This window comes from Niallia sp. Marseille-Q9988 (assembly GCF_976954375.1).
Genome location: NZ_CDRJSZ010000013.1, coordinates 25,730 through 46,346 on the forward strand (window position 1 = coordinate 25,730; position 20,617 = coordinate 46,346).

Annotated in this window: 18 protein-coding genes; 11 read left to right on the top strand and 7 right to left on the bottom strand. The window is 31.8% G+C overall.

Annotation, left to right across the window (positions count from 1 at the left end):
• Positions 1 to 177 precede the first annotated feature (177 nt).
• The 4 genes from ACWNMZ_RS20390 to ACWNMZ_RS20405 form a co-directional block, all read right to left on the bottom strand.
• Positions 178 to 1,128 (bottom strand): replication-relaxation family protein, encoded by a 951-nt coding sequence (locus ACWNMZ_RS20390; protein WP_251629762.1) that lies wholly within the window; start codon positions 1,126 to 1,128, stop codon positions 178 to 180.
• Positions 1,128 to 2,030 (bottom strand): S1 RNA-binding domain-containing protein, encoded by a 903-nt coding sequence (locus tag ACWNMZ_RS20395; RefSeq protein ID WP_251629761.1) that lies wholly within the window; start codon positions 2,028 to 2,030, stop codon positions 1,128 to 1,130. Before ACWNMZ_RS20395 ends, ACWNMZ_RS20390 begins: the two co-directional genes overlap by 1 nt.
• Positions 2,031 to 2,233: 203 nt before the next feature.
• Entirely contained in the window at positions 2,234 to 4,861 is a 2,628-nt protein-coding gene (locus tag ACWNMZ_RS20400; protein WP_251629760.1) for a type IV secretory system conjugative DNA transfer family protein, read from the bottom strand.
• Positions 4,836 to 6,128 carry a replication-relaxation family protein gene (locus tag ACWNMZ_RS20405; RefSeq protein ID WP_251629759.1) on the bottom strand — a complete coding sequence of 431 codons (1,293 nt, stop codon included), beginning with the start codon at positions 6,126 to 6,128 and terminating at the stop codon, positions 4,836 to 4,838. The genes ACWNMZ_RS20400 and ACWNMZ_RS20405 overlap by 26 nt, the downstream gene beginning before the upstream one ends.
• Positions 6,129 to 7,318: 1,190 nt before the next feature.
• On the opposite strand from ACWNMZ_RS20405, the gene ACWNMZ_RS20410 reads away from it, so the two are divergent.
• The 10 genes from ACWNMZ_RS20410 to ACWNMZ_RS20455 all read left to right on the top strand — a co-directional run bounded on the left by ACWNMZ_RS20410 (position 7,319) and on the right by ACWNMZ_RS20455 (position 17,063).
• On the top strand, positions 7,319 to 7,693 hold the full coding sequence (locus tag ACWNMZ_RS20410; RefSeq protein ID WP_251629758.1) for a hypothetical protein: 375 nt from the start codon (positions 7,319 to 7,321) through the stop codon (positions 7,691 to 7,693).
• Between the two features lie 34 nt (positions 7,694 to 7,727).
• A complete protein-coding gene (locus ACWNMZ_RS20415; protein WP_251629756.1) occupies positions 7,728 to 9,182 on the top strand; it encodes an FtsZ/tubulin family protein in 1,455 nt (484 codons plus the stop codon).
• A gap of 708 nt (positions 9,183 to 9,890) precedes the next feature.
• Positions 9,891 to 10,835 carry a hypothetical protein gene (locus ACWNMZ_RS20420; protein ID WP_251629754.1) on the top strand — a complete coding sequence of 315 codons (945 nt, stop codon included), beginning with the start codon at positions 9,891 to 9,893 and terminating at the stop codon, positions 10,833 to 10,835.
• A 472-nt stretch (positions 10,836 to 11,307) separates the two neighbouring features.
• Positions 11,308 to 12,141: a tyrosine-type recombinase/integrase gene (locus tag ACWNMZ_RS20425; protein WP_251629752.1), complete on the top strand. Its 834-nt coding sequence runs from the start codon at positions 11,308 to 11,310 to the stop codon at positions 12,139 to 12,141.
• Between the two features lie 164 nt (positions 12,142 to 12,305).
• On the top strand, positions 12,306 to 12,881 hold the full coding sequence (locus ACWNMZ_RS20430) for a hypothetical protein (RefSeq protein WP_251629751.1): 576 nt from the start codon (positions 12,306 to 12,308) through the stop codon (positions 12,879 to 12,881).
• Positions 12,878 to 13,537, top strand: a complete 660-nt coding sequence (locus ACWNMZ_RS20435; protein WP_251629749.1) for a hypothetical protein — start codon at positions 12,878 to 12,880, stop codon at positions 13,535 to 13,537. The genes ACWNMZ_RS20430 and ACWNMZ_RS20435 overlap by 4 nt, the downstream gene beginning before the upstream one ends.
• Positions 13,534 to 14,403, top strand: coding sequence for a hypothetical protein (locus tag ACWNMZ_RS20440; protein WP_251629748.1), 870 nt, complete (start codon positions 13,534 to 13,536; stop codon positions 14,401 to 14,403). The genes ACWNMZ_RS20435 and ACWNMZ_RS20440 overlap by 4 nt, the downstream gene beginning before the upstream one ends.
• Before the next feature lie 193 nt (positions 14,404 to 14,596).
• Complete coding sequence (locus ACWNMZ_RS20445; protein ID WP_031536138.1) at positions 14,597 to 15,874, top strand: IS110 family RNA-guided transposase; 1,278 nt, start codon at positions 14,597 to 14,599, stop codon at positions 15,872 to 15,874.
• A gap of 395 nt (positions 15,875 to 16,269) precedes the next feature.
• Entirely contained in the window at positions 16,270 to 16,638 is a 369-nt protein-coding gene (locus ACWNMZ_RS20450) for a hypothetical protein (RefSeq protein WP_251627557.1), read from the top strand.
• 98 nt (positions 16,639 to 16,736) lie between these two features.
• Positions 16,737 to 17,063 carry a hypothetical protein gene (locus ACWNMZ_RS20455; protein WP_251627556.1) on the top strand — a complete coding sequence of 109 codons (327 nt, stop codon included), beginning with the start codon at positions 16,737 to 16,739 and terminating at the stop codon, positions 17,061 to 17,063.
• A gap of 81 nt (positions 17,064 to 17,144) precedes the next feature.
• On the opposite strand, the gene ACWNMZ_RS20460 is transcribed toward ACWNMZ_RS20455, so the two are convergent.
• Positions 17,145 to 17,423: a hypothetical protein gene (locus tag ACWNMZ_RS20460; protein WP_251627555.1), complete on the bottom strand. Its 279-nt coding sequence runs from the start codon at positions 17,421 to 17,423 to the stop codon at positions 17,145 to 17,147.
• Between the two features lie 238 nt (positions 17,424 to 17,661).
• On the opposite strand from ACWNMZ_RS20460, the gene ACWNMZ_RS20465 reads away from it, so the two are divergent.
• Positions 17,662 to 18,999 carry an ISLre2 family transposase gene (locus ACWNMZ_RS20465; protein WP_251627554.1) on the top strand — a complete coding sequence of 446 codons (1,338 nt, stop codon included), beginning with the start codon at positions 17,662 to 17,664 and terminating at the stop codon, positions 18,997 to 18,999.
• 65 nt (positions 19,000 to 19,064) lie between these two features.
• Here the strand turns inward: ACWNMZ_RS20465 and ACWNMZ_RS20470 are convergent, their stop codons facing one another.
• The gene (locus ACWNMZ_RS20470) at positions 19,065 to 19,643 is read right to left on the bottom strand and encodes a ThiF family adenylyltransferase (protein ID WP_251628555.1); all 579 of its coding nucleotides are present in this window, start codon (positions 19,641 to 19,643) and stop codon (positions 19,065 to 19,067) included.
• Positions 19,644 to 20,597: a hypothetical protein gene (locus ACWNMZ_RS20475; RefSeq protein ID WP_251628552.1), complete on the bottom strand. Its 954-nt coding sequence runs from the start codon at positions 20,595 to 20,597 to the stop codon at positions 19,644 to 19,646.
• Between the last annotated feature and the right edge of the window lie 20 nt (positions 20,598 to 20,617).

The following is a 20,617-nucleotide window of genomic DNA, read 5'->3' on the forward strand; positions in this document are numbered from 1 at the left end:
TGGGAAAAAGAAATACCGAAAGTAGTAACGTATCGAAAGAATTATTAAAGCAGTTTGGAGAGCTAGGGAAAAAATCAAAATCAGTTAAGAAAATAAAAATAAAAAAATAGCCGTATTCTTTACGACCTTTCCAAACGATATATTCTTCAGTAAAGATATTACAGGGGAAAAATTTCTTTAATTCCCCTGTAAATGAACATTAATTCTTTGTAATTTTTGATGTTTCAGTGGCTGATAATAGGCGCTTCCTAAATTTTCATTTATTAATTCTTCAACTAAGAAAAGTATATTAAATGGTAATGTATCTAATAATAATTCTTTATGAATTGCTTCAGCGATAGATATGGTGGAGGTATAAATAATTACGATTTGCGGATTTTCTGGAAAATCTGAAATTGGTAAACTACCATATTTATCATAGACATATTTCCAATTCTCAAATTTATCTCTAAAATAACCTATAAAATTTTGGTTCATTTGTGCTCTGTCAATAAGAAAGTTAATATTCCCATTAGGAGTTTTTACTTCTGCTGCACTCATTGGGAATTTATATCGAGCATTATTTGCCAGACGAGCATTCCATTTCCACTTAGAAATAACTTTCTTTTCAATGAATTGACAGCGAAGTTCATTCATTGATACATATCGTTTTAATCCACCAACACCATAATTATCCCATCTATCAGGGGCCATAAAGAACTGATCGTTATAATAATGTTTTAGCAGCCTATATCCCGCTATCCCTAATGTAAAGGGAGCGGGAGGGCGTTTTTCTTCATCACCACGTATTCTAACTTTCCATCTATCTACAACACCATTGGTTCTCAATCGATCTAAACGCTTAGAGGTTTCTGACCTACTCATTTGAGAAGACATATATCTTCTAATTTGGTCCTCATTTGCACAAACAGCGTCACCTAGTACTTTAATAAGGGTAAAATCCGCTTCATCAATAATTTTTCTGTTTAATAGTGTCATAGCACCTTCTATCCCTGTATATGGGTAGTATTTCGAAGGTTTTACATAACTACTTTTAAGTAGTGGATGGTCCCAAAAAGGAATCTCACCATTTCTTGTGGTGAAAACAGGGAAATCGTCCATTACTAAGTTATTTTCAGAAATATTCATTATTCAAAGAGGAATGAAGCGACATCTTTGATTTTCTTTTTACCCCTTGGATATCCCGTAATAGTTACTTTGGCATGTCTTTTATCTTTATCGATGGAGCGGATAGTGCAAGAAACGATATCTCCTACTACTGGCTCTGGCAAGTGACGGGGACGGATCCCTTTAACTTCTAATCCTGCATCTAATTTAACAAATATCCCATGAATGGGGTCTAGATTACTCACTTTACCAGCAACGGTACTTTTTTGATTATAAAGTTCGATTAATTTTTTAAATGGATCTTCTTGAGTATCTCTTCTGCTAACTTGAATAAGGTTATTTTCTTTATCAAATCTCAAAACTTTTACTTGTATTGTTTCGCCGCGATTAATCTCATGCTGAATATTTCCATTCTCCCAGCTCCAATGTCTAGCGTTCATAAAGCAATCTGCACCATTAATACGGACAAATACCTTCCTAGTGTTTGGATTATAACCTCTTACTACACCATCAAAAATTGTTGATTTTAAGGAATCTTCTGCTTCTAGAGTTACTAATTGTTTCATGAATTCCGCTTTTCTGATATCATCGGCCTTCTTTACGGATACCAAGACAATATTATCTTCAATGTCTATTTGGTCTACAATCACTTCTTGAATCGATCCAGTAAAACCGTTTAAGGAGCGGAAGTCATGGTCAGAGAATTCGTTGCTTGGGCAATATGCTGTTATGTTTGTACCTTCTAATAGAAATGTTGCTACTTCCATGTGTTTTTTTACATATTTTCCATCTTCTAATACTTTTGTTTCTCTCGTTGAAACTGCTGTCACAGCCCCTTTGATTATAGTTCTATCTCGCTTAATCTTTGCTAGTTCATTTAATTGGTTGTCATTAACCCATGATGTTTTTAGTGTTTCAGCCATCATTTTCCCTCCTAATAGTGAATTTTCTGTAAACATAAAAAACGACCCAAAACAAAAGCAGTTATTCAAACTACTTCGTCTTGGGTCGTTCCCATTAAATATTTAATTTTATTATTTGTTTTTTATGTTTACTAACTTATTGGAATTTTAACCTATATTTTTAATTTTTTCAATACTTACTGAAAATTACCTAGAATATATATTTAACTTTTATCAGAAAATGGAGTAATAAAGTCAAAAGGACTAGATTTTCCTTCTTCCTTTTTCTCAACCTCCCCCTCATTTGTATTATCATCTATCTCCTTTATTAAATCATTATAGAATGATTCTTCTTTTTCATCTAATACTGATACTGATTGGTTAGGTACTTCATTGGTAGTAGGTATATTTTTGGAAAATAGACTTGATACATCAAGGTCTATCACCTCATCATTTATGTTAATTACTTTTTCACCTAAAGAAGTTCCTTTTTGTTGTGATATCGGCTGAGTTTTACATGCTTCTTTTATCGCTGCCTTTTTAGAAAAATATTTATCAGGGTATCTATCGAATTCAACTAATTCTAATTCAATATCCTCTACAGCATCTTCTTCTGGAAGAGGAATTTCTATTAATGGTTCTTCCTCTTGAAGTGGTATATCAATTATTTCAGATAGCGCTTTATCTGTTTCGTGAAACAATTCCGTATTTAAGGATTTTGACTCTAACCAAATACTAGCGCTTTCTTGGATTACTTTTACTTTCGCCTCTTTGAATTCAGCCTTTGGAACAAAGTTTGCATCAATCTGACGTACAGGTATAGGTTTATTATTAACTACTATTTTCACAGCAGCTTGGAATGGCTCCTGAAAAATTAACTTATTTGGTGTTAGAATGACATCTGTTTTTTGTTGATAGCTACTACCGGATCGCATAACAGGTTCTTCTTGAAGAGGGCTAACAGTTTGTTCGTTTTTCCCCTCTTCATAACTATCTTCTTCTCCTAATAATTTTGAGAATAATTGTGCGTCAAAATAAGAGATATCTCCATAAACCATTTTGTGTCTAAAACCAGTTAACAAAGTATGCATGTACATTTCTCCATATTTGTCTGCCAATTGAGCTACTGTTTGTGCTGCAACAGTAATAATAGCTTTATATTTTCTAGCTTGCGATATAAATTCTTTAAATGGTAGATAAATATAGTCTGGAAATTCATCGATGATTATATGTGCAAAAGTACTAGTTAGAGGTGTTCTCCTATATACAGCATTCTGTAGGCTTAACAAAACAAACTTCCCTAAAACGTTAGAAAGACCTCCTAAATCATCTTTTGCCGTATTTACTAATAATATACCGCCTCTATTTAAGTGCTCGTCAAAAGAAAACTCTGATTTATCAAATAGTACGCGTCTTATCAGTTTATTGGCTCCTATATCATTTAGAACGTTTCTTAGCCCTTGTACATATTCTCCTTGTGCGTCATAATAAGCTGTTTCCCCATAGTATTCGCCTTCTTTTACTTGTTCATTAGCTCCATTTCGACTAGTTTTAGGAATATGGTTCATGTTAAACCAATTATCAATTTGTTTTACGATATCCCAATGGTTTCGTTCATCCCTATCTTTTAAAAGGTGATAATCTTTAGGGATAGTTTCCTTTAACTTTAAATGCATATGCCTAACAATTTGAGGATCATTGTACATTTTTAATAAAGTATCAAATTGTGCCTCGGTAGAAGGATCGTGTAATTTTAGTAAATAAATATAGTTTTTTAAATGGTTTCTTTGACTTTGCTGAAAGAAAAAGTTTCCTGTTCCCCCTTCTTGAATTCCGTCCATTACCATTGCAAATGCTTCTGCTACCTGGTCAACTGGTCCTTGCATTGGATTAATAGATGGTGTATTGGGATTAGTGGGGTCAATATAGAAAACAGCTTCTTCAGGTATGTCATGAGCTTTAACTAATTGAAATGCTTTTTGACACAAATCGTTAGATGGTTCAATTATACTAATACTACTTAAATATGTTCCTCTTATTTCTTCTGTTTTATAATTGGCTAATTTAGAAACTTTAGGAAATGCATTGATAAACTTTGTTAACCAATGCAAGTCCTGATTAATGATAGGTAATATTAATGCTGATGTTTTACCCGTTCCTGGTGGTCCGAATATACCATTATGTAATGATCTATCTTTACCAGGTTGTACAATAAGTTCTTTAGTTTGAGAATCGGGACCTAGTACAACGTCTGGCCAAACCTCTTCTTTACTATTTCTAAACCATTTTTGTAGGTATACATTTTTAAATTCAAATTTTTCAAACGCTTCTTTAATTTGTTTAGAGTATTGGGAATATTGTCCACCCAACCAAATTAAAATAATACTTGTAACTATAGAAGGTGTAAAAACTAAAGTGTAAAACAAAGTGTTAATATCCCCAACAGCTACGGTAAACCAAATATTATCTACATGTATGCTATTGATTAGATTTCCGAGGTAAGGAATAAGTGTATTATAAACTGGTGCTGTGATTAACCACATATAATAGGCTGTTATTCCAATGAACATATTCCAAAACCATATGTTTCTCCAAAACTTTCTTTGAGTTTTTTCGTATTTTGTACTTATTAACCAAGAAAGAATCAAGAAAACTGTACTTGTAAGAAAACCAATTAATCCTGGACTTAAACTGTTACCAAACAATACAAAACTAGGCACACTATTGTAAAACTGCCCAATAACTAAGAAAAGATAGTTACAAATACTTCTAACCGATAAAAAAACAGAAAATAAACCAGTGACTAAAATAGTAATCCCTGGGAGCTTAGGATGAACCTTTAGTTCTTTCAAGTACTCTGCCCCCCTTTTTCTTCTTCAATGTTAGCTGCTTTTCTCCTTGGAGAAGTGATGGCCAATTTTTAGTATCTGTAAATTTTATTGTTTCATAATTTTTCATTACAATATCATTTTCTAGTTCGGATCTACTCTGATAAACAATAAGAAGGTGTGAAACCTTTTGTTTAAATTTATTATTTTTGTTTTCTTCTTCTAAATAATTTATTTTGTTTAATGCAGCAACACTCGCCTCTTCCACTATATTCAAAACTAAAACTTGTTTTGAATTGTATCTTTCTTTATGAATCAATTCATATTGTGCTACCTCTCCAATGTTATAACTATCACTATGAAATATTTCATTTTTTGCAAGAGGCACCAATTGATAATTAGAATTGCTTATATCCATTGATAGTTCAAAAAGTTCTTGTTCGGACTTAATAGTAGTTTTATCAAATGGATAAATACCTTTTAAGATATTGTTTGCAATAATTGGTGAGCGACTAGCTGTAGTAACATAAAAATGAAGGTTAGATATCTTATCAGCGCCTTTATGAATTATGGTGTTTTTTATATTTAAAACCCTAGTTCTTCTATCATCATGATACTTTACAGTATAAATATTGTTGTTATCAGCAACTGATATTAATACATAATGTTCTTCTTCAGCTTTGTGTTTACTTAATTTAATGTAATTTTTTATCTTTTCTTTAATTTTTGTCATTGTTTGTAAACCGGTGTCATATTCAATATTTAGAGTGCGGCTACCTTTTCTAAATACCCAATCAGGGACAATAAATGGTTCACCAACTTCATTTTTGTAAGTATCTTTGTTGGGGTGTAAAGATATTATGTTTTTCCTATTTGATTTTAAAGCTATGAGAGTATCAATAACCACATCTTGAATTCCTAAATAATGAGAAGAGTTTCTTATGTAATTATTGATATTTATAGCTTTTTCTTCTTCTTTTATAATTCCTTCTTGTTTTAAAATGTTAATACCATTTTTCCCTAAGTAGTAACATGATATAGGTGGTTTATTTAGGACAGACTGATATTCTATTTTTACAATGGCGTAATTTGACCACCTTTTTAATTTCTTTTGAATAGAATCCCCTTTATATCCAAATAATTGATTACCATACTTAGTTAACTGCTTATTAGTTAAATAACGGTTAGTCCAAATAAGTGATAATAGCTCCAAATCAATGGAATTTATCCAGGCCCCTTTTCTTTTTTCATGTTCATTATCAAATCCATACCATACTCTGGCTGATTCCAAATTTCCTCCTCCTTAAAACAGAAAAACCCCCAAAATAGTGAAGAAAACATTCTTCATCATTTTGAGGGTTTTTCCCTTTGTATTATAAAGCTGTGATTAGTATATCATTTTGGGATGATCCTAACAACTAGAGTTTTATGCATAAATATTAGTAGTATTCATAAATTAGGCATATCTATTTAAAGTAATTGCTAGTATAAAAACCCGAGAAAACTACAGTGAAAAGCGTATTATGATTAGAGTACAAAAATCATAAAAATGGTGTGGGTTTTCTAATTCAAAAAACATATGAAGTTGGGGTTTTAAAGCATAAAAAAATCTAAGTATGTCAAGGGTTAACATCATCCTCCGTTACGGATGTCCGCTTAGGGACAAGTAACGTTATCCGTAAAAGGATATCCGCAAGCTGTTAGAATTAAATAAAAAATTCAGCATTATTTATAAAAAGACAACTGTATAAAAAAGTGGATAAAAAATATGCCTTATTTCACCCCAAATTTTATTGTTGAGGGACTATAAAATTAGGAGTGATTTATTCAAGTAGTAATTTAATTGCGAATAACCTGGACTTATAGTTCTTTTTTTATAGGAGAAACCAAGTTAATCTCTCATTTATGTTTGATTAATGTAAAGCGTATGTTTAGATTAAAGAAATTGTTTATTGAGTTGATGTAAGAGTTACGTAAAACATAGATTTATATGAATTATATGTGCAGGGTTTATATAATTCATATGTAAATACAAAATAAAAATAAAATCAAACTAGTAGTAACTAATAATGGTGACTATAATAAGTTACCCTGATTTTAAATAAATAAAATAGAGATAAAAATTCTATGATTATAAGGATTTGATATAGTAACTATATATAGTTACTATATATAGTTTTACTACAAATAGATGCCTTAAAAAGATTGCGAAATAACTAAAATTATAAATTTAAAACGAATAGATAGGTTTAATATAGTTTTTATAACTATAATCAATGAAAAATTATGATAGATTATTAATAATTGAACTTTACAGTAACTATATATAGTAACTATAAATAAAGTCTTGGTATTAAAGGGTTTAGGTTATTTATCGCATTTGTTAAATTGATAATTAGAAATGTAGATACTTGAATTAGTAACTTTAATTGGTTATTATATATTTAAACTATAAGAATATCTTAGCAAAGGAGGATAATATTGGACTTAGAGCTTCATCAAAAATATAAAAATACAAAATTCGATCCAGAAACATTAGATATGTTCACTGATCTAGTATCTAATGACACAGTATTAAAAAAAGTATTTCTCTTTATTGCAAAGAACGAAAAGGACAGTATTGTAACAGTTGGAGAAATATCTGAAAAAGTACAGGTAGAACGAAAGCATAGAGTTGAAAAAAATAAACGTTATTCATTTGTTTCCAAAGACGATTACATACATAGAAAACAAGCGGAAAAAATAGTTGAGCGTTTGTTAGCAATGTCGTTGATTTATTATAAAGCTGTTCCACCATATAAGCATTTGTTTTTAACTATTCGTGGCAAACAAGTAATTCAAAGACTATATGGATGAAGAAAATTATCTAGTAAATAAGGAGATGGAAATGATGGCTAAAACATTCACAAAAAATAAACCTGCTATTAACATAACTATGGTTGGGTTTGGACAAGCCGGTTCAAGAATGGCAGATCAATTTGCAGCTATAAAGAATCCTGATGGCACTTCTGTTTATAATTGTTTAGCATTAAACAGTAATGATGGTGATTTAGCGGGATTAAAGCACATAACCCCCAATAATAGAGAGAGTCTAGAGCTTGGTGGTTTAGGTAAAAATCCTGAAGAGGCAATGCAAATTTTAGAAACAAATGAAAAAGTTAAAGAACAACTGAAAGATTTTATAAAAGATAGAGTCAGACCGACTGACGACTTAGTAATGTTTTTTGCTGGTCTTGGTGGAGGAACGGGTACTTCTACTATCGTAAAGGCTATTGAAGAATTCTATGAATATAACAATAAACCAAAAATTCAAGAAGAGTTTAATAAATTAAAAGAAAAATACGGAATCGATGAAATAAAAAAAGAGCCTAAAAAATATTTAATTGAAGCTACTAAAATTGCTCGTAAGAGATTTACAAAGATTGGTGTGGTTGCTACTATTCCTACTAGGGCAGATGGTCCTGATGTATTAAGACAAGTAAATAATTTCACTAAAAAAATTGATGATATAGCAAAAAATCCAAACAAAGGTGTGGCATTTGTAGTCTATCCTGATAACCAACTTATGTATGATGAGTTCAAAGGTTTACAAGAAAATGAAAGAAAAGGTATAGAAAATTATAGAGATTACGCTAATATTAAGCTAGTTGAAGAGTTTCATGAACTAAATACGGCCACTACTGGTGGTGGAACCTCTGTTACTTTTGATAGTGCTGATTTTAGAAGAACAATTTTAGAGCATCAAGGTTGTTTATTCATAAGTAAGGTAACTAAACCTGCTTCTGACATAAAAAATGGTCATGATATTAAAAAAATGTTTTCTGAATCTCTCGATAAAAATAGCTTTCATGATCCTATTGAATTAATTAATCCAGAAACAAATCAAATGGCAAAAATTCATCATATAGGCATTTTAGCTATCATTGATTCAAAATTAAAAGTTGGTAGCTCCTTTATTGATGATGCTAGAGATGAAATTATTAATAAATTACCCCTAAACGGCACAGTATTTTCTGGATATATAGAGGAACAAAATGATTTTTCCGTTACTGTTTATACATTCTTTAAAGCAGAGGCATTTCCTAAGCGATTGGCTAAGGGATTAGTGGAAGAATATAACGAATTTAAACAGAGACAAAAAGAAATAACCTATATGTCCCAAGGGATTGAGCAAATTAGTGAAACTAACGAAGAAGATGATTTTGATCTTTCTGAACTGGCTGCCGAACTAGGAATGGAGGATCTTTTTGAAGAATCTGTTGGAGAAGTAGCCTCTTCCGCTGATGATGAGGATATAGATATCGATGATATTTTACAACAAATAAGTGAGAATGAATTAAAATAAATAATAAAAAGCAAAGAATCACCCTATTCTTTGCTTTTTTTATTTGTCTAGATAATTTTCTTCATGGAACAGTTCCGGCATTCTCTTAGTAGTTTCCCCTTCGATATAGAACTTGTAAAATGTGCCTTATTACAATTATCGCATCTACCACTAATTCTGTCAGGATATAAATTATAATCATAGATTTTATTTATATCGATTTCTTCTTTAATTAGATATTTATTCATCTTTTTACTTCCTTAATTTATAGTCAATAAACTTATTATAATCGATTTGTTTAATCATATCTCTTGGATAAACGAATTTTAACAAAAGAAGTTTATGTAAATGAATGTTTTATGTGTTGTTTACGTTGGCTATTTAGATAAAGTGGATTTTGACATGATATTGACGTGGTTATTGCATTTTACTAACAAAAAAAATATGTAATCTTGATGTAATTTATATATTAATCTTATGTATTTATGTAAGACTTACATAGTTGTGATATAAAATTTATATAACAATGCATTCATTTTACGTAATTCTTACGAAAGGTTTTTATAAATTATATATATAGTTGTTGTGAACTAATATTTTATGTAAGCGTAGTTTGCATCGATGGTAGGTAAAAATATCGTTTACTTCCTTTGATTTTTTGGTTCTTTCCGTGTAAAATCAATTGTAAAGTGTCATTTTTGACAATAAATGTGGTAGGAGGTGCGGTGAATGAGCGAAATTTTAATGAGAGAATTATTAGAAGATGAATTTAAACTTGATCCTCTTTATAATGTTGCTATTATTCGTGAATTAGAAGAATATATTTGGAATGATAAAATTTTAAGTATGAGTAATGAACGAACTTACGATACGGTAGAAGCAAGTAAATTTATTGGACGTGCTGATGCAACTATAAGATATTACTTAAGACATGAGCTAAGTGATATTTATATAAAGCCGGAAAAACAAGGAAGATATTATAAATTAAGTTATTATACTATCTTTAAAATTCATTTAGTCTCTATATTAATAGAGACAGGGGGAATGTCTACAACTGAAATACTAACTGAGTTAGGTCACAAAACTACAACTGTTCCTTCCAGTAAAAATACACCTTTATATGACGATCTTAGAAAGTTATCTCAATTTGTTGAAGCTTCGTACAAGTTTAATAATCAATTGTTAGTAAAAATGCAGCAGCAAACTGTATTGTTATTATCTTATGAAAAAAAGTTGAGCAATTTAAGAATTGAGTCAGTAAACATTGAAAGAAAAATTGCTGATGCTAAATCGGAAGTTACTGAGCTTAAAAATGATTCTATGAGCAATTATCTTTTGGAAAGGCAAGATCAAATTTTAGTTGCATCATTAAAGAAAAAACCAAAAGGTTTTTTTAGTAGGTTTAAAAATGATTCTAAAGAAGAACTTTTAAATATAGAAGTAGATAAACAACTTAAAGAAAAGCAAGAAGCCGCAATACAAGGTAAGGCCGATTTACTAAAAGAAAAGATAGATGACTATTATAAAGAGTTAAATAATATAAAAGAAGAAATAGCTGAAACGGAGCAAGAATATGAACTGGCTCTAAGAGAACAAGAAAGAATTCTTGAAGAGGGGAAATACTCAGTTCAAAACTTTCTAAATAATCCTATAGAGAATAATATAATAGATTGAAAATTCTGTCATATTATTTTATAATATAGGTACATAAATGAACAGAGGTGGTTTTAATGTTTTTACTTAAAACAAAAAAATCTGAAAACGTTATTTTAAATACAATTGTAATATTATCTATATTAACTCTAGTTGGTTCAATACTGGTAAGCATATAAAAGTGGATTTCTTAATAAAAAAGACTAAGCTATTAGTGCTTAGTCTTTTTTATTGATTTGTTCATATAGTAATTCCCTTAATGAAATCTATTGTGTTAACACTTTCGTTAGAGTACATATATACTCTAATCTTTCTGAGAATATTTAAACAATACACATCATTAATGGGTATTCCCCTTTTAAAATCCCATCATTAAAATGACAGATTACTATCCGTAATTTATACTAAAAGATACTAAGGACTAAGTAAATAAAATTCTGGAAGCAGAGAATTACATAAAAGTTTAAAATACTAATATAGGGGGGGATAGAAGATGAAGTATGATGGTTTTATTTCGTTTTTAGAAGAAAAGAATTATAGTGAAACTACTATAGCGAGTTATGAACTTGTTTTAAATCAATTCTTCTCATTCCTAAAACAACTCTATAAAAAGAAAATAGAATTATATGAAATTAAATCTAAAGATATAAGAGACTATCTTTCAACCCAGGGAGAGAATCAGAAGGCAATTTCCACAATTAATAAAGAGTTGGCCATTTTAAAATCCTACTTTGATTATTTATGGGAAAATAATAAAGTACCTATTGACCCAGCAGCAAAAATAAAAAGACTTAAGGTTCAAAAGCAACTGGATATTAGTTTGTTTTATGAAGATTTACTTAAGGTAAAGGAACTTGTAATAGCAAACGCCAATTACTCAGCAAAGCGAAAGGCATTGTTTATACTTGCTATGGAAGGATTAAAAGCCTCCGAATTTAAGTTTAAGAAGGATGATGTTTCTATAATCGATGATAGAATTGAGATTAATCTTTCCAATAGAGTCATAACATTGGATAACAATGAAGCAAGTATTTTTCTTGAGTTTTATTATAATAATCTACTAAATGAATCAGAGTATCTTTTCACTTATACGGATTCTGTAAATAATAGAATAATACCTATAACATTTATGGGAATACATTATCACTTGAAAAATATACAAAAGGATTATGATATTAACAACCTGCAGTTAACAACTATTAGAAAAGCTTTATGCTACTATTTATATATTAATAAAAAATTCCCAGTCCAACGGATAGCAGTGATTATGGGTATAGAAGAACAAACAGTATCTATATATTTAAGTAAATTAACCAAAAATATGTAACCATTAAATTTCAAGATTCTAATATTATTAATAGGTTGAAATAAAATAACTTTATAGGCTATAATACATTTAAATAAATCAATCAATGGGAAGAACCCAGAATAAACAGTTCTATAAACGAGCTGTTTATTCTGGGTTCTTTTTTTAGGGAGAGAAGTTGATTAATGGAAAGGGAAAACAGCTTTATTAACAAAGTTATAACTGCATCCCTCTTAAGTGAAGGAGAAAAAGAGATTAAATCAAGTTCGCGAAAACTTAAAGTACCATTTAATAAAAAAAAGATACTTTATTTATCTAACTTACTAGCAGAATACAAACTTGAAGATAGTGTGTCTGTACAATTTAAAAAAGGAGAATTTACTATACATAGTAATGCTTTAGAGTTCTATCTAAGCAATTGGTATATTGAAGAGCATAAAATATTTAGTTTTCGGCTTGATCCATCATTAATTGATAAAGAAGCGATTATAATTGCTGCCATTTTGTTTGGAGAACGTAAACAGGATTATATTAGCATACACTCCACCATTCACAAGGATCACCTTAAAACTTTGTGCTTCTGTATAAATAAAAACATTAATGTCCCAGTTACATTCCATGGTGATCGAATTAGGATTTTTAATGTTAAACAGTTCTTTATGAATGTTTTTAGAAATTCCTCGACTATTCATATAGTGGAACTTGTTGATTTTCTTACAGAACAAGAGAAAAAAGAAATAAAGGAAGGGAGTTTATTATGAGCTTTAAACCATGTTATTTATCGCTTTTTATCTCAGGTTCTATCTTACTCTCTGCGTGTAGTAATGATCCATTTGTTAAGGAAGCAAAAAAAATAAATGAAACAAAGGATACACATGAAGAAACTGAAACTGATAGTAATTCCGACTTAGAATCATTCTATGCAGATCAAGCTAGACCTATAGAAGAAGTTGTAGCTGAATTGGACGGTGAATCAGTCAAAATACTAGATAAAAAAGAAGTGGAAGTAAAAGCTGCTTATGAAGATCCAGAGGAGTTTGCAAGGTATGCGGCAGATATATTATACAAATTCCAATCTCTTCAAATATCACCTGAAGATTTCTACAACTTTATTTTAAACTATGGAAGTATTCAGACGGTTGAAGAATTACCACAAAAACAAGATGCCATTAATATTTTCAAAACAATACAAGATTCTTATATACAAGCGAATGTGAAAGGAGAGTCTTATGATATTACAGTAATCAATTTAGATAGATTTAAAAGACAGGGATATTTTTATCGAAAAGTACTTAGTACTGAAGGTATAAACTATTTTATTACTTCCATTTTCAAAGAAGATGGTGCTTGGAAATACGTTACTGATGAACCGTCAGACCCTTTTTTTGAAGAAACCCAAGGAGGAGAAGAAGAATGATAACATTAGAAGAAATTCAGGGGAAAACAGAGGAAATGTTAATGTATCACTATCAAACAAATGGAGAATTTAACAAAGACTTTTTCCTTCTGAACCAATATGTTCGTATACACCTTGAGCAGTTTATAGAAACTGAGAAGATTAAGGAATATGAGGAACAACTTTATACTGTATCAAAATCTCTTTTATTCAATGGTTATTTTATAGGTATGGAAATATTAAACAACCTTGAAGAGATATTTAAAGATAATGAAATATTTGAACAAAGCAATGCTAACCTTAAACAACAAACTTTTGATATGCTTCGTCATGTCTTAGGGGAAAATATCGAGGATGTGTTAATTACAGAACCTCATAAAAAATTAACTGCTAAGCTAGTAACAGAATATGAAAATATTCTTCCAACATTAATGAACTATGCTTTTTATACAACAGTTTTAGGTGTACAGCTTGCCTTTCAAGATGAACGGAATAAAAGAGAGATAAATTTACCGAATCAAAATAAAGAGGGGGGAATATTAGCTAATATAGAAGATACACACTTCCTTTTTCCTGATGTCTTTATGAATATTTCAATTGTAAATAACAATGTAGAGGTATGGACAATTACCCAATCTTTTTGGAATGCTTTCGACAAGATAGGCGATATATTCGTGGCCAAAAATTCAGTTGGTGATCTCTATTTAAATGTGATAATGAAAAATTCATTATCTCTTGTTCAAAGAAACATGATTTTTAATCAAATTGAAGGTTTACTTAAAGAGTACTATAAAACAGGTAAATTGATTAAGACTATGGCCGTGGTAGAAGAGTTCTTTGAAATAAGAGAAGAAAATTTTGATGAATCGATAAATTCGGAAGACTAATAAAGGAATTACTGCATGAAAATCTTTAGTAGTCTAAACTTTCTTCAAAAAATACTATTATATATTATTGAAAGGAGCATTCCTGTTAGAAGGATTTTCGGGGACTTGAACAAAAAGAGCCCTCTTGGTATGATGCGGGGTGTCAAATCGTCGACGAAATGACCCCTAATTTGTAACCAAGGAGGACTCCATAATGGATTTTAAACAAAATCAGAAAATAAATCAAGTCACCGAGAAAACACTTGTGGTCGGAATCGATATTGCCAAGCGTACGCATTACGCTTGCTTTGTAGATGATCGCGGTCGTGTGCTTCAAAAGTCTTTTGCTGTTTCCCAGTCTAATAGCGGTTTTAATTATTTCTATCAACGTATTTTGACCGCAATGAAAGAAAATGAAAAAACAGAGGTTATTGTTGGGATTGAACCTACTGGCCATTACTGGCTCAATTTAGCTTATTTCCTTGAGGAACGGGGCATCCCCTTAGTAATGACAAATCCGATGCACGTCAAACGTTCAAAGGAGTTAGACGACAATCTTCCAACTAAACATGACCGAAAAGATGCGCTAGTAATTGCTCGTCTTATTAAAGACGGTCGTTTCAGTTATCCGCGTATTTTAAAGGAAATGGAAGCAGAACTTCGTGTTGGCTCAACTTTTAGAAGCAAGTTGGTAGAGGAGTTAGGCTCTCTCAAAAACATGATGATTCGCTGGTTAGATCGCTATTTCCCAGAGTTTACTCAGGTGTTTCCTTCATTCGGAAAAATGGCTTTAGCTGTACTTGAATGTACTCCATTTCCGAGTGATTTTCACCAAAAACAACCCGATGAAGTCTTAACCCTTTATCGAAAGGTCGAGGGGCTAAAATCCCCACAAAGACCAAAAGCAGTGCGCCTTATTGAAGTCGCGGCTAACTCTATCGGGGTAACAGAAGGACGTGAGATGGCCCACATTGAAATCGCCACGCTCGTTCGCCGTTACCATCAATTAGAGAAAGATATCGAAAACATTACGGTGCACTTAGTTGAACTTGTAAAAACGTCTGTAGAGTATGAATGGCTATCAACCGTCCAAGGACTTGGAGATACCACCATTGTTGACTTATTAGCCGAAATTGGAAGCTTTTCACACTACGAAGATCCACGCCAACTTATCAAACTCGCGGGATTAACGTTACGTGAAAATTCCTCTGGTCTGCATAAAGGACAAAAACGTATTTCTAAACGGGGCAGACGAAAGTTACGTGCCCTCCTGTTCCGAGTTATGATGCCTATGATTCGCCATAATGAAGCCTTTAGAAAGCTGCACGAGTATTACACAAACCGTCAGGTTAATCCATTACGCAAGAAGCAATCTATCGTGGTTTTATGCGGTAAGCTATTAAAAGTATTACATGGAATTAGTACCAAGCACAAAGCGTTTGACGCACAGCGAATGATGAGGGATATTCCAGGTCTCGCAGAGGCTGTTTAAACCCTACATCCCCTTAATAAGACAATAAGACCTAGACAACAGGATGACACGGAGAAGCTGGCAATATATTTTCCATTCGACCTTGAGTCCCTAAAGGAGCTTCGCTAGCCTCTGCCTTATGACTAGACCGAACGAAGGAATGTAGGCACATAGATGCCCAGAGACATGGGAGGGTACGTCATCATAAGCTACGCAGAGATCCATTGTGCATCGCATAATTCCCTATCACTACTTTCTATAATTATCCAGTAGTGACCGCGTAGCGTACCCGTAGGTTGGAATAATTACACATAATATATAAATTCTGTTAGGAATCGTGTCGAAAAATATTTTTTTGACACCCCAACAACGGCTCAAACCGTTGATAAATCAATATTTATAGAGGGAGGGAATGAATGACGGATACTAGAAACTTCTTAACTCCGTTTTTCTTAGTGATAGGGATGCTCTCTCTAATAACTATATTTTTTTATTTTTATGAAGGATATATATTCGAATCAACTAGTGTAAAATATCAAGTCGAGTTAGCGAGTAAATTTGCTAATAAAGAAACAGCAATGGAAATTGACCCTGTAATGACTGCAGCTGGTGTACCGATAACAACATCAAAAGAAGAAATTAAGCTATACTTTAAAATATTCGTTAATGAAAAACCTTATGATATATTGGTTACAGAAAGTGAATTTAATAGATACAAAGAAGGCGACAAAATAGATATATTAGTAGGTGCTGGAAAAGCAAAGTTGGATAATAGTAAAAATTAAATCTTTAATTATTGTTTTATAAAAACCATTTAATGATTTTCTTCTGTGTAAAGGGGAAAAAATATGCTAAATGAAAAAGAAATAGAAGTAAAAAATATATGGATTATCAAGTAATGAATAATGGGATAGACGGATGCCTTAGTAATCGAGGTTATGAAAAATTAAATGAATTCATTCGAATCCTAAATAAAAGAAATTCAGAGATAGATCATAAAGTAGCTTCCCTATTTATTAAGACTACTATTGCAGGAGTAGGTTTATGTCAACATAAAGATTCTTTAATATTTCCCGAAATCAAAGAATTGTTTGATGAATATGAAACCGAACTTCATCAATGTGGAGAACAATATAAGCAAATTGCAAAAAGTTTTATGAATAGTTATGGATTAGAAGATTACCTAACTATATTCACAAAAACATTATAGGTTAATCAATCTTATTTCAAAACATAGCAACTTTTAATTAAAAAAGTAGCACAAACATAATCTATGTCTGTGCTACTTTTTTTACCCTAAAATTGGTTCACTTTTCATATAACCTCTTTTTGCATGATATAGAATCCTGTGAGTTGATAGACTTTTAGTTTCAAATATTTCATTCAGTACAGTAATTACAGATATAGCACTATAACGATTAGTTATTAATCTCTGAGGATTGGATGCAGCTAGTTCCTGACAACTTAATTGAGAAGGAGCTATTTCATCATTGTCCTCTAAAATATCTGGATATAACGTACCTATTGGTTCTGAAAGTATTTTCCAATCAGACTTGAAGCCACAAACCATTTGTCCAGTGAAACCTGAATCTTTATATTCTTCCAGTTCCTCTTTCGTCCAGGGTATGAGTAAAATGTTTGTGGGAGAATAAATATCCTTTTTGTCTAGTTGGGGGACTCGTCCCCCAACTAGACAAAAAGGCCACCAAGCGAGAGCGCGGTAGCTGGAAAAAATTAAGCATTAAAAAAGAGAGCTTCCTTTTGTAAAGTAGAGTTTGCCTAGAACGCTACGAAAAGGAGAGGCTCTCATGAATGAATGTAACATAAAATTACCATCATTAAAAGAATTGGAAAAAACTTTATTTCGAACACTACAAATGTCCTTTCAAGAAATCCTTGTTCAAACATTAGAAAATTGGGATCAAGAGATTGCTCAGCAACGAGACAAAAGAAGATTTGCTTTACGAGATAAACGAGAAATACGAGTAGATACAGCGTTTGGAGCAGTGGCGTTGAAGCGTAATTATTATTTCGATCGTGTAACCAAAAAATATATTTGTCTGTTAGATCACTACTTACAGTTTCAAGGGAATAAAGGGTTTAGTCCACTATTAGAAGAATGGGGGCTAGAATTAGCGACAAATGGCTCTTCCTATCGAAAGGCGGTGGAAACATTCGAACAATTTTTAGGTTATTCGGCGATGAGCCACGAAGCATTACGGCAACATCTTCTTCATACAAGCGTCCTTCCCGCTAAGGAAAAACGCCCTTTTCAAAAGGTATTGTTTGTCGAAGTAGATGGATTATATGTGAAGAGTCAAGAAAAGAAAAAGCGTGGATGGGAGTTGAAATTCGCCGCTGTACATGAGGGATGGAAAGAAAACGGAAAGCGAGTCAGGCTCCGAAATAAAAGGCATTTTCTCTATGAAGGAAAAGAACCCTTTTGGGAAGCTTTTGAAACATTCTTACAGAATCATTATGCGTATGATCCAACCCAAACCTTGCTTATTATTAATGGCGATGGAGCAGGCTGGATAACGGCATGTCGAGAGTATTTTCGGGAACGAGCCTTTTTCACCATGGATCGTTTTCATGTCGCTCGTTCGATGAAGCAGCTTATGAAAAACCATCCTCGATATCGCTACATGAAAAAAGCGTTAAGAAATTATCAGGTTGATTCCTTATTTTTAGAGTTGAATAGTGCAGTAGGAACAATGGATACACCAGAAGAAGAAGAAAAACTAGCGCATTTCCTCGCCTTTTTAACGCATCATCAGGAAACCATAAAAGATTATCGTAGTTGGTTACAAGAGAAAGGCGTGGACACGGCAGCATATCGACCAATGGGAAGTGCAGAAGCAATGATGAATCAATTAGCCAAACGATTAAAAAATGGAAGAGCATGGAGCAAAAAAGGGGTCATGAGCATGGCGCGCTTGTGGATTGGATTGAAGGATGACCTATCCATCCAAACGATATATGGAAAATGGGAAAAGACCACGGAAAAATCAAAGAAAGAGCATCGACCGAAAAGAAAAATACCCACAAAATTAGTAACAGAAACCGTGCGTCAGAACATGCCATACTTAAATCAAGCGATTGGAAAACCCATTCACTTTGCCTTACAGGGATTAAAAGGTTTTTAAAAAAAGAAAAAAACGAAATTTTGATGAAAGAAAATGTTTAGAAAGCGGATACAAAATTAAAAGTTTTACTTTATAAAAAGGGAGCTAAAAAAAACTCCCACAAAAACTTGACTCAATCTCGTCCAGGACTCAATTGGTCTATTTCTGTGATCCTTTGGTAAGATAACATTTTCATTGCCTACATCAAAATATAGTAGGGTCTGAGCGGTGTTAAAATACTCATGGAATATCTTTCTTGAATAGTTATTATCAACACAAGAAATAAGAATAGGGACTATTCTATAGTTATATGGAATTCTTTCATAATTGAGTTGGAACAATGTGTCTATTGTTTTAGTGTCTTCTACATAACCTCCAGTGAAAGTGGCTATGTCTAGTTGATAAGCAGCACGATACCTTTTTGCTAAGACATCTGCTTTATTTTTACCTACATCTTTTGCTAAGCATAGTTGGTTATTTCTATTTTTTTCTTCATAAATATCTGGTTCAGCAATTATTAACTTTGCCGATATCTCAAACATACTCAACATTTGGCACAATTGCTGAATAACAATTCCTCCAGTACCTCCTGCGCCTATAACTAGAATCTGATAATATACTTCACTTTGATAAGAGCGGCTTAAATCTATAGAAATAGGTTGCATCTATTCAACCTCCACTACAGTTAGATCATACCCATTTACCTTTTGTTTAGTTGTCAATGTAAATTCAAATACTTTGCTACTATCAATAATAATATGTTCATTTAATTCTTTATTGAATGTACGAACTAACACATCAGGGAATAATCCATTAATATTACCAATAATGGCATATAAAATAGGAGCACGCTGGTTGTCATCGTCTATTTTTGACGGTGTGGTGCTTAAAATATGATGTGAATGTATTTCCATTACCTTTGAATATCTTCTCTCTATGAGCTTAAGAGCGGTCTCTTGTGCCTCTTCTGTAATAGTGACTAAATATCTGCTAACTCTTTGGGAAGGAATATCCATAAAAAATTCCTCGGTTTCATGATCAAAGTAAATATTAGCGAATACTTCAGCACCGTGATTATCTGAAAAGTGCTTAGCAATATGGATAAAATCTAATAAGATTTGAAATGGAATCTTCTTTTTTTGTTGTTTTAAAGAAGAGCCCTCGAAAGAGAACTCTTTATTATCCATGCTGCCATTTTTCTTTGCTTGCATAATAGGAATAACCACATCTTGTTTTTCTACATATACCAAGGTGGTATATTTAGGTACTAAGATTGGAAAGTCTTTTTCTAATTTCTTTCTAAGTTGTTCCTCACTAATAGGTTTATATTCAATTTCTCCATCCTCAGAAGTTTTTTTAGATGGAAGTCCTCTTTCAATTTCGTCCTTGGAAAAATAATTAGTAACTGGATATTCATTCATCCCAAAACGAATAATGGTTTTACTTGTTAATTTAAAGCTATCTTTCTTATTTGTTGAACTCTTTGTAGAACTATCATTAGTATCAGTCTTTAGCTTTGGTTTATTTTCCTTTATATCATTCATTTTATTAAGGTCCACTTTTTTAGTCTCCACTTCAATATCAAATAGTGAAAAGATATCATCCTGTTTTATTGTCATTTTGAATTCCTCCATATTGT

Excerpts from the sequence above, each read along its gene's own strand:
- ACWNMZ_RS20390 (WP_251629762.1), bottom strand. The coding sequence starts at position 1,128 with ATGAATATTTCTGAAAATAACTTAGTAATGGACGATTTCCCTGTTTTC.
- ACWNMZ_RS20395 (WP_251629761.1), bottom strand. The coding sequence starts at position 2,030 with ATGGCTGAAACACTAAAAACATCATGGGTTAATGACAACCAATTAAAT.
- ACWNMZ_RS20415 (WP_251629756.1), top strand. The coding sequence starts at position 7,728 with ATGGCTAAAACATTCACAAAAAATAAACCTGCTATTAACATAACTATG.
- ACWNMZ_RS20420 (WP_251629754.1), top strand. The coding sequence starts at position 9,891 with ATGAGCGAAATTTTAATGAGAGAATTATTAGAAGATGAATTTAAACTT.
- ACWNMZ_RS20425 (WP_251629752.1), top strand. The coding sequence starts at position 11,308 with ATGAAGTATGATGGTTTTATTTCGTTTTTAGAAGAAAAGAATTATAGT.
- ACWNMZ_RS20430 (WP_251629751.1), top strand. The coding sequence starts at position 12,306 with ATGGAAAGGGAAAACAGCTTTATTAACAAAGTTATAACTGCATCCCTC.
- ACWNMZ_RS20435 (WP_251629749.1), top strand. The coding sequence starts at position 12,878 with ATGAGCTTTAAACCATGTTATTTATCGCTTTTTATCTCAGGTTCTATC.
- ACWNMZ_RS20440 (WP_251629748.1), top strand. The coding sequence starts at position 13,534 with ATGATAACATTAGAAGAAATTCAGGGGAAAACAGAGGAAATGTTAATG.
- ACWNMZ_RS20445 (WP_031536138.1), top strand. The coding sequence starts at position 14,597 with ATGGATTTTAAACAAAATCAGAAAATAAATCAAGTCACCGAGAAAACA.
- ACWNMZ_RS20450 (WP_251627557.1), top strand. The coding sequence starts at position 16,270 with ATGACGGATACTAGAAACTTCTTAACTCCGTTTTTCTTAGTGATAGGG.
- ACWNMZ_RS20455 (WP_251627556.1), top strand. The coding sequence starts at position 16,737 with ATGGATTATCAAGTAATGAATAATGGGATAGACGGATGCCTTAGTAAT.
- ACWNMZ_RS20460 (WP_251627555.1), bottom strand. The coding sequence starts at position 17,423 with ATGGTTTGTGGCTTCAAGTCTGATTGGAAAATACTTTCAGAACCAATA.
- ACWNMZ_RS20465 (WP_251627554.1), top strand. The coding sequence starts at position 17,662 with ATGAATGAATGTAACATAAAATTACCATCATTAAAAGAATTGGAAAAA.
- ACWNMZ_RS20470 (WP_251628555.1), bottom strand. The coding sequence starts at position 19,643 with ATGCAACCTATTTCTATAGATTTAAGCCGCTCTTATCAAAGTGAAGTA.
- ACWNMZ_RS20475 (WP_251628552.1), bottom strand. The coding sequence starts at position 20,597 with ATGACAATAAAACAGGATGATATCTTTTCACTATTTGATATTGAAGTG.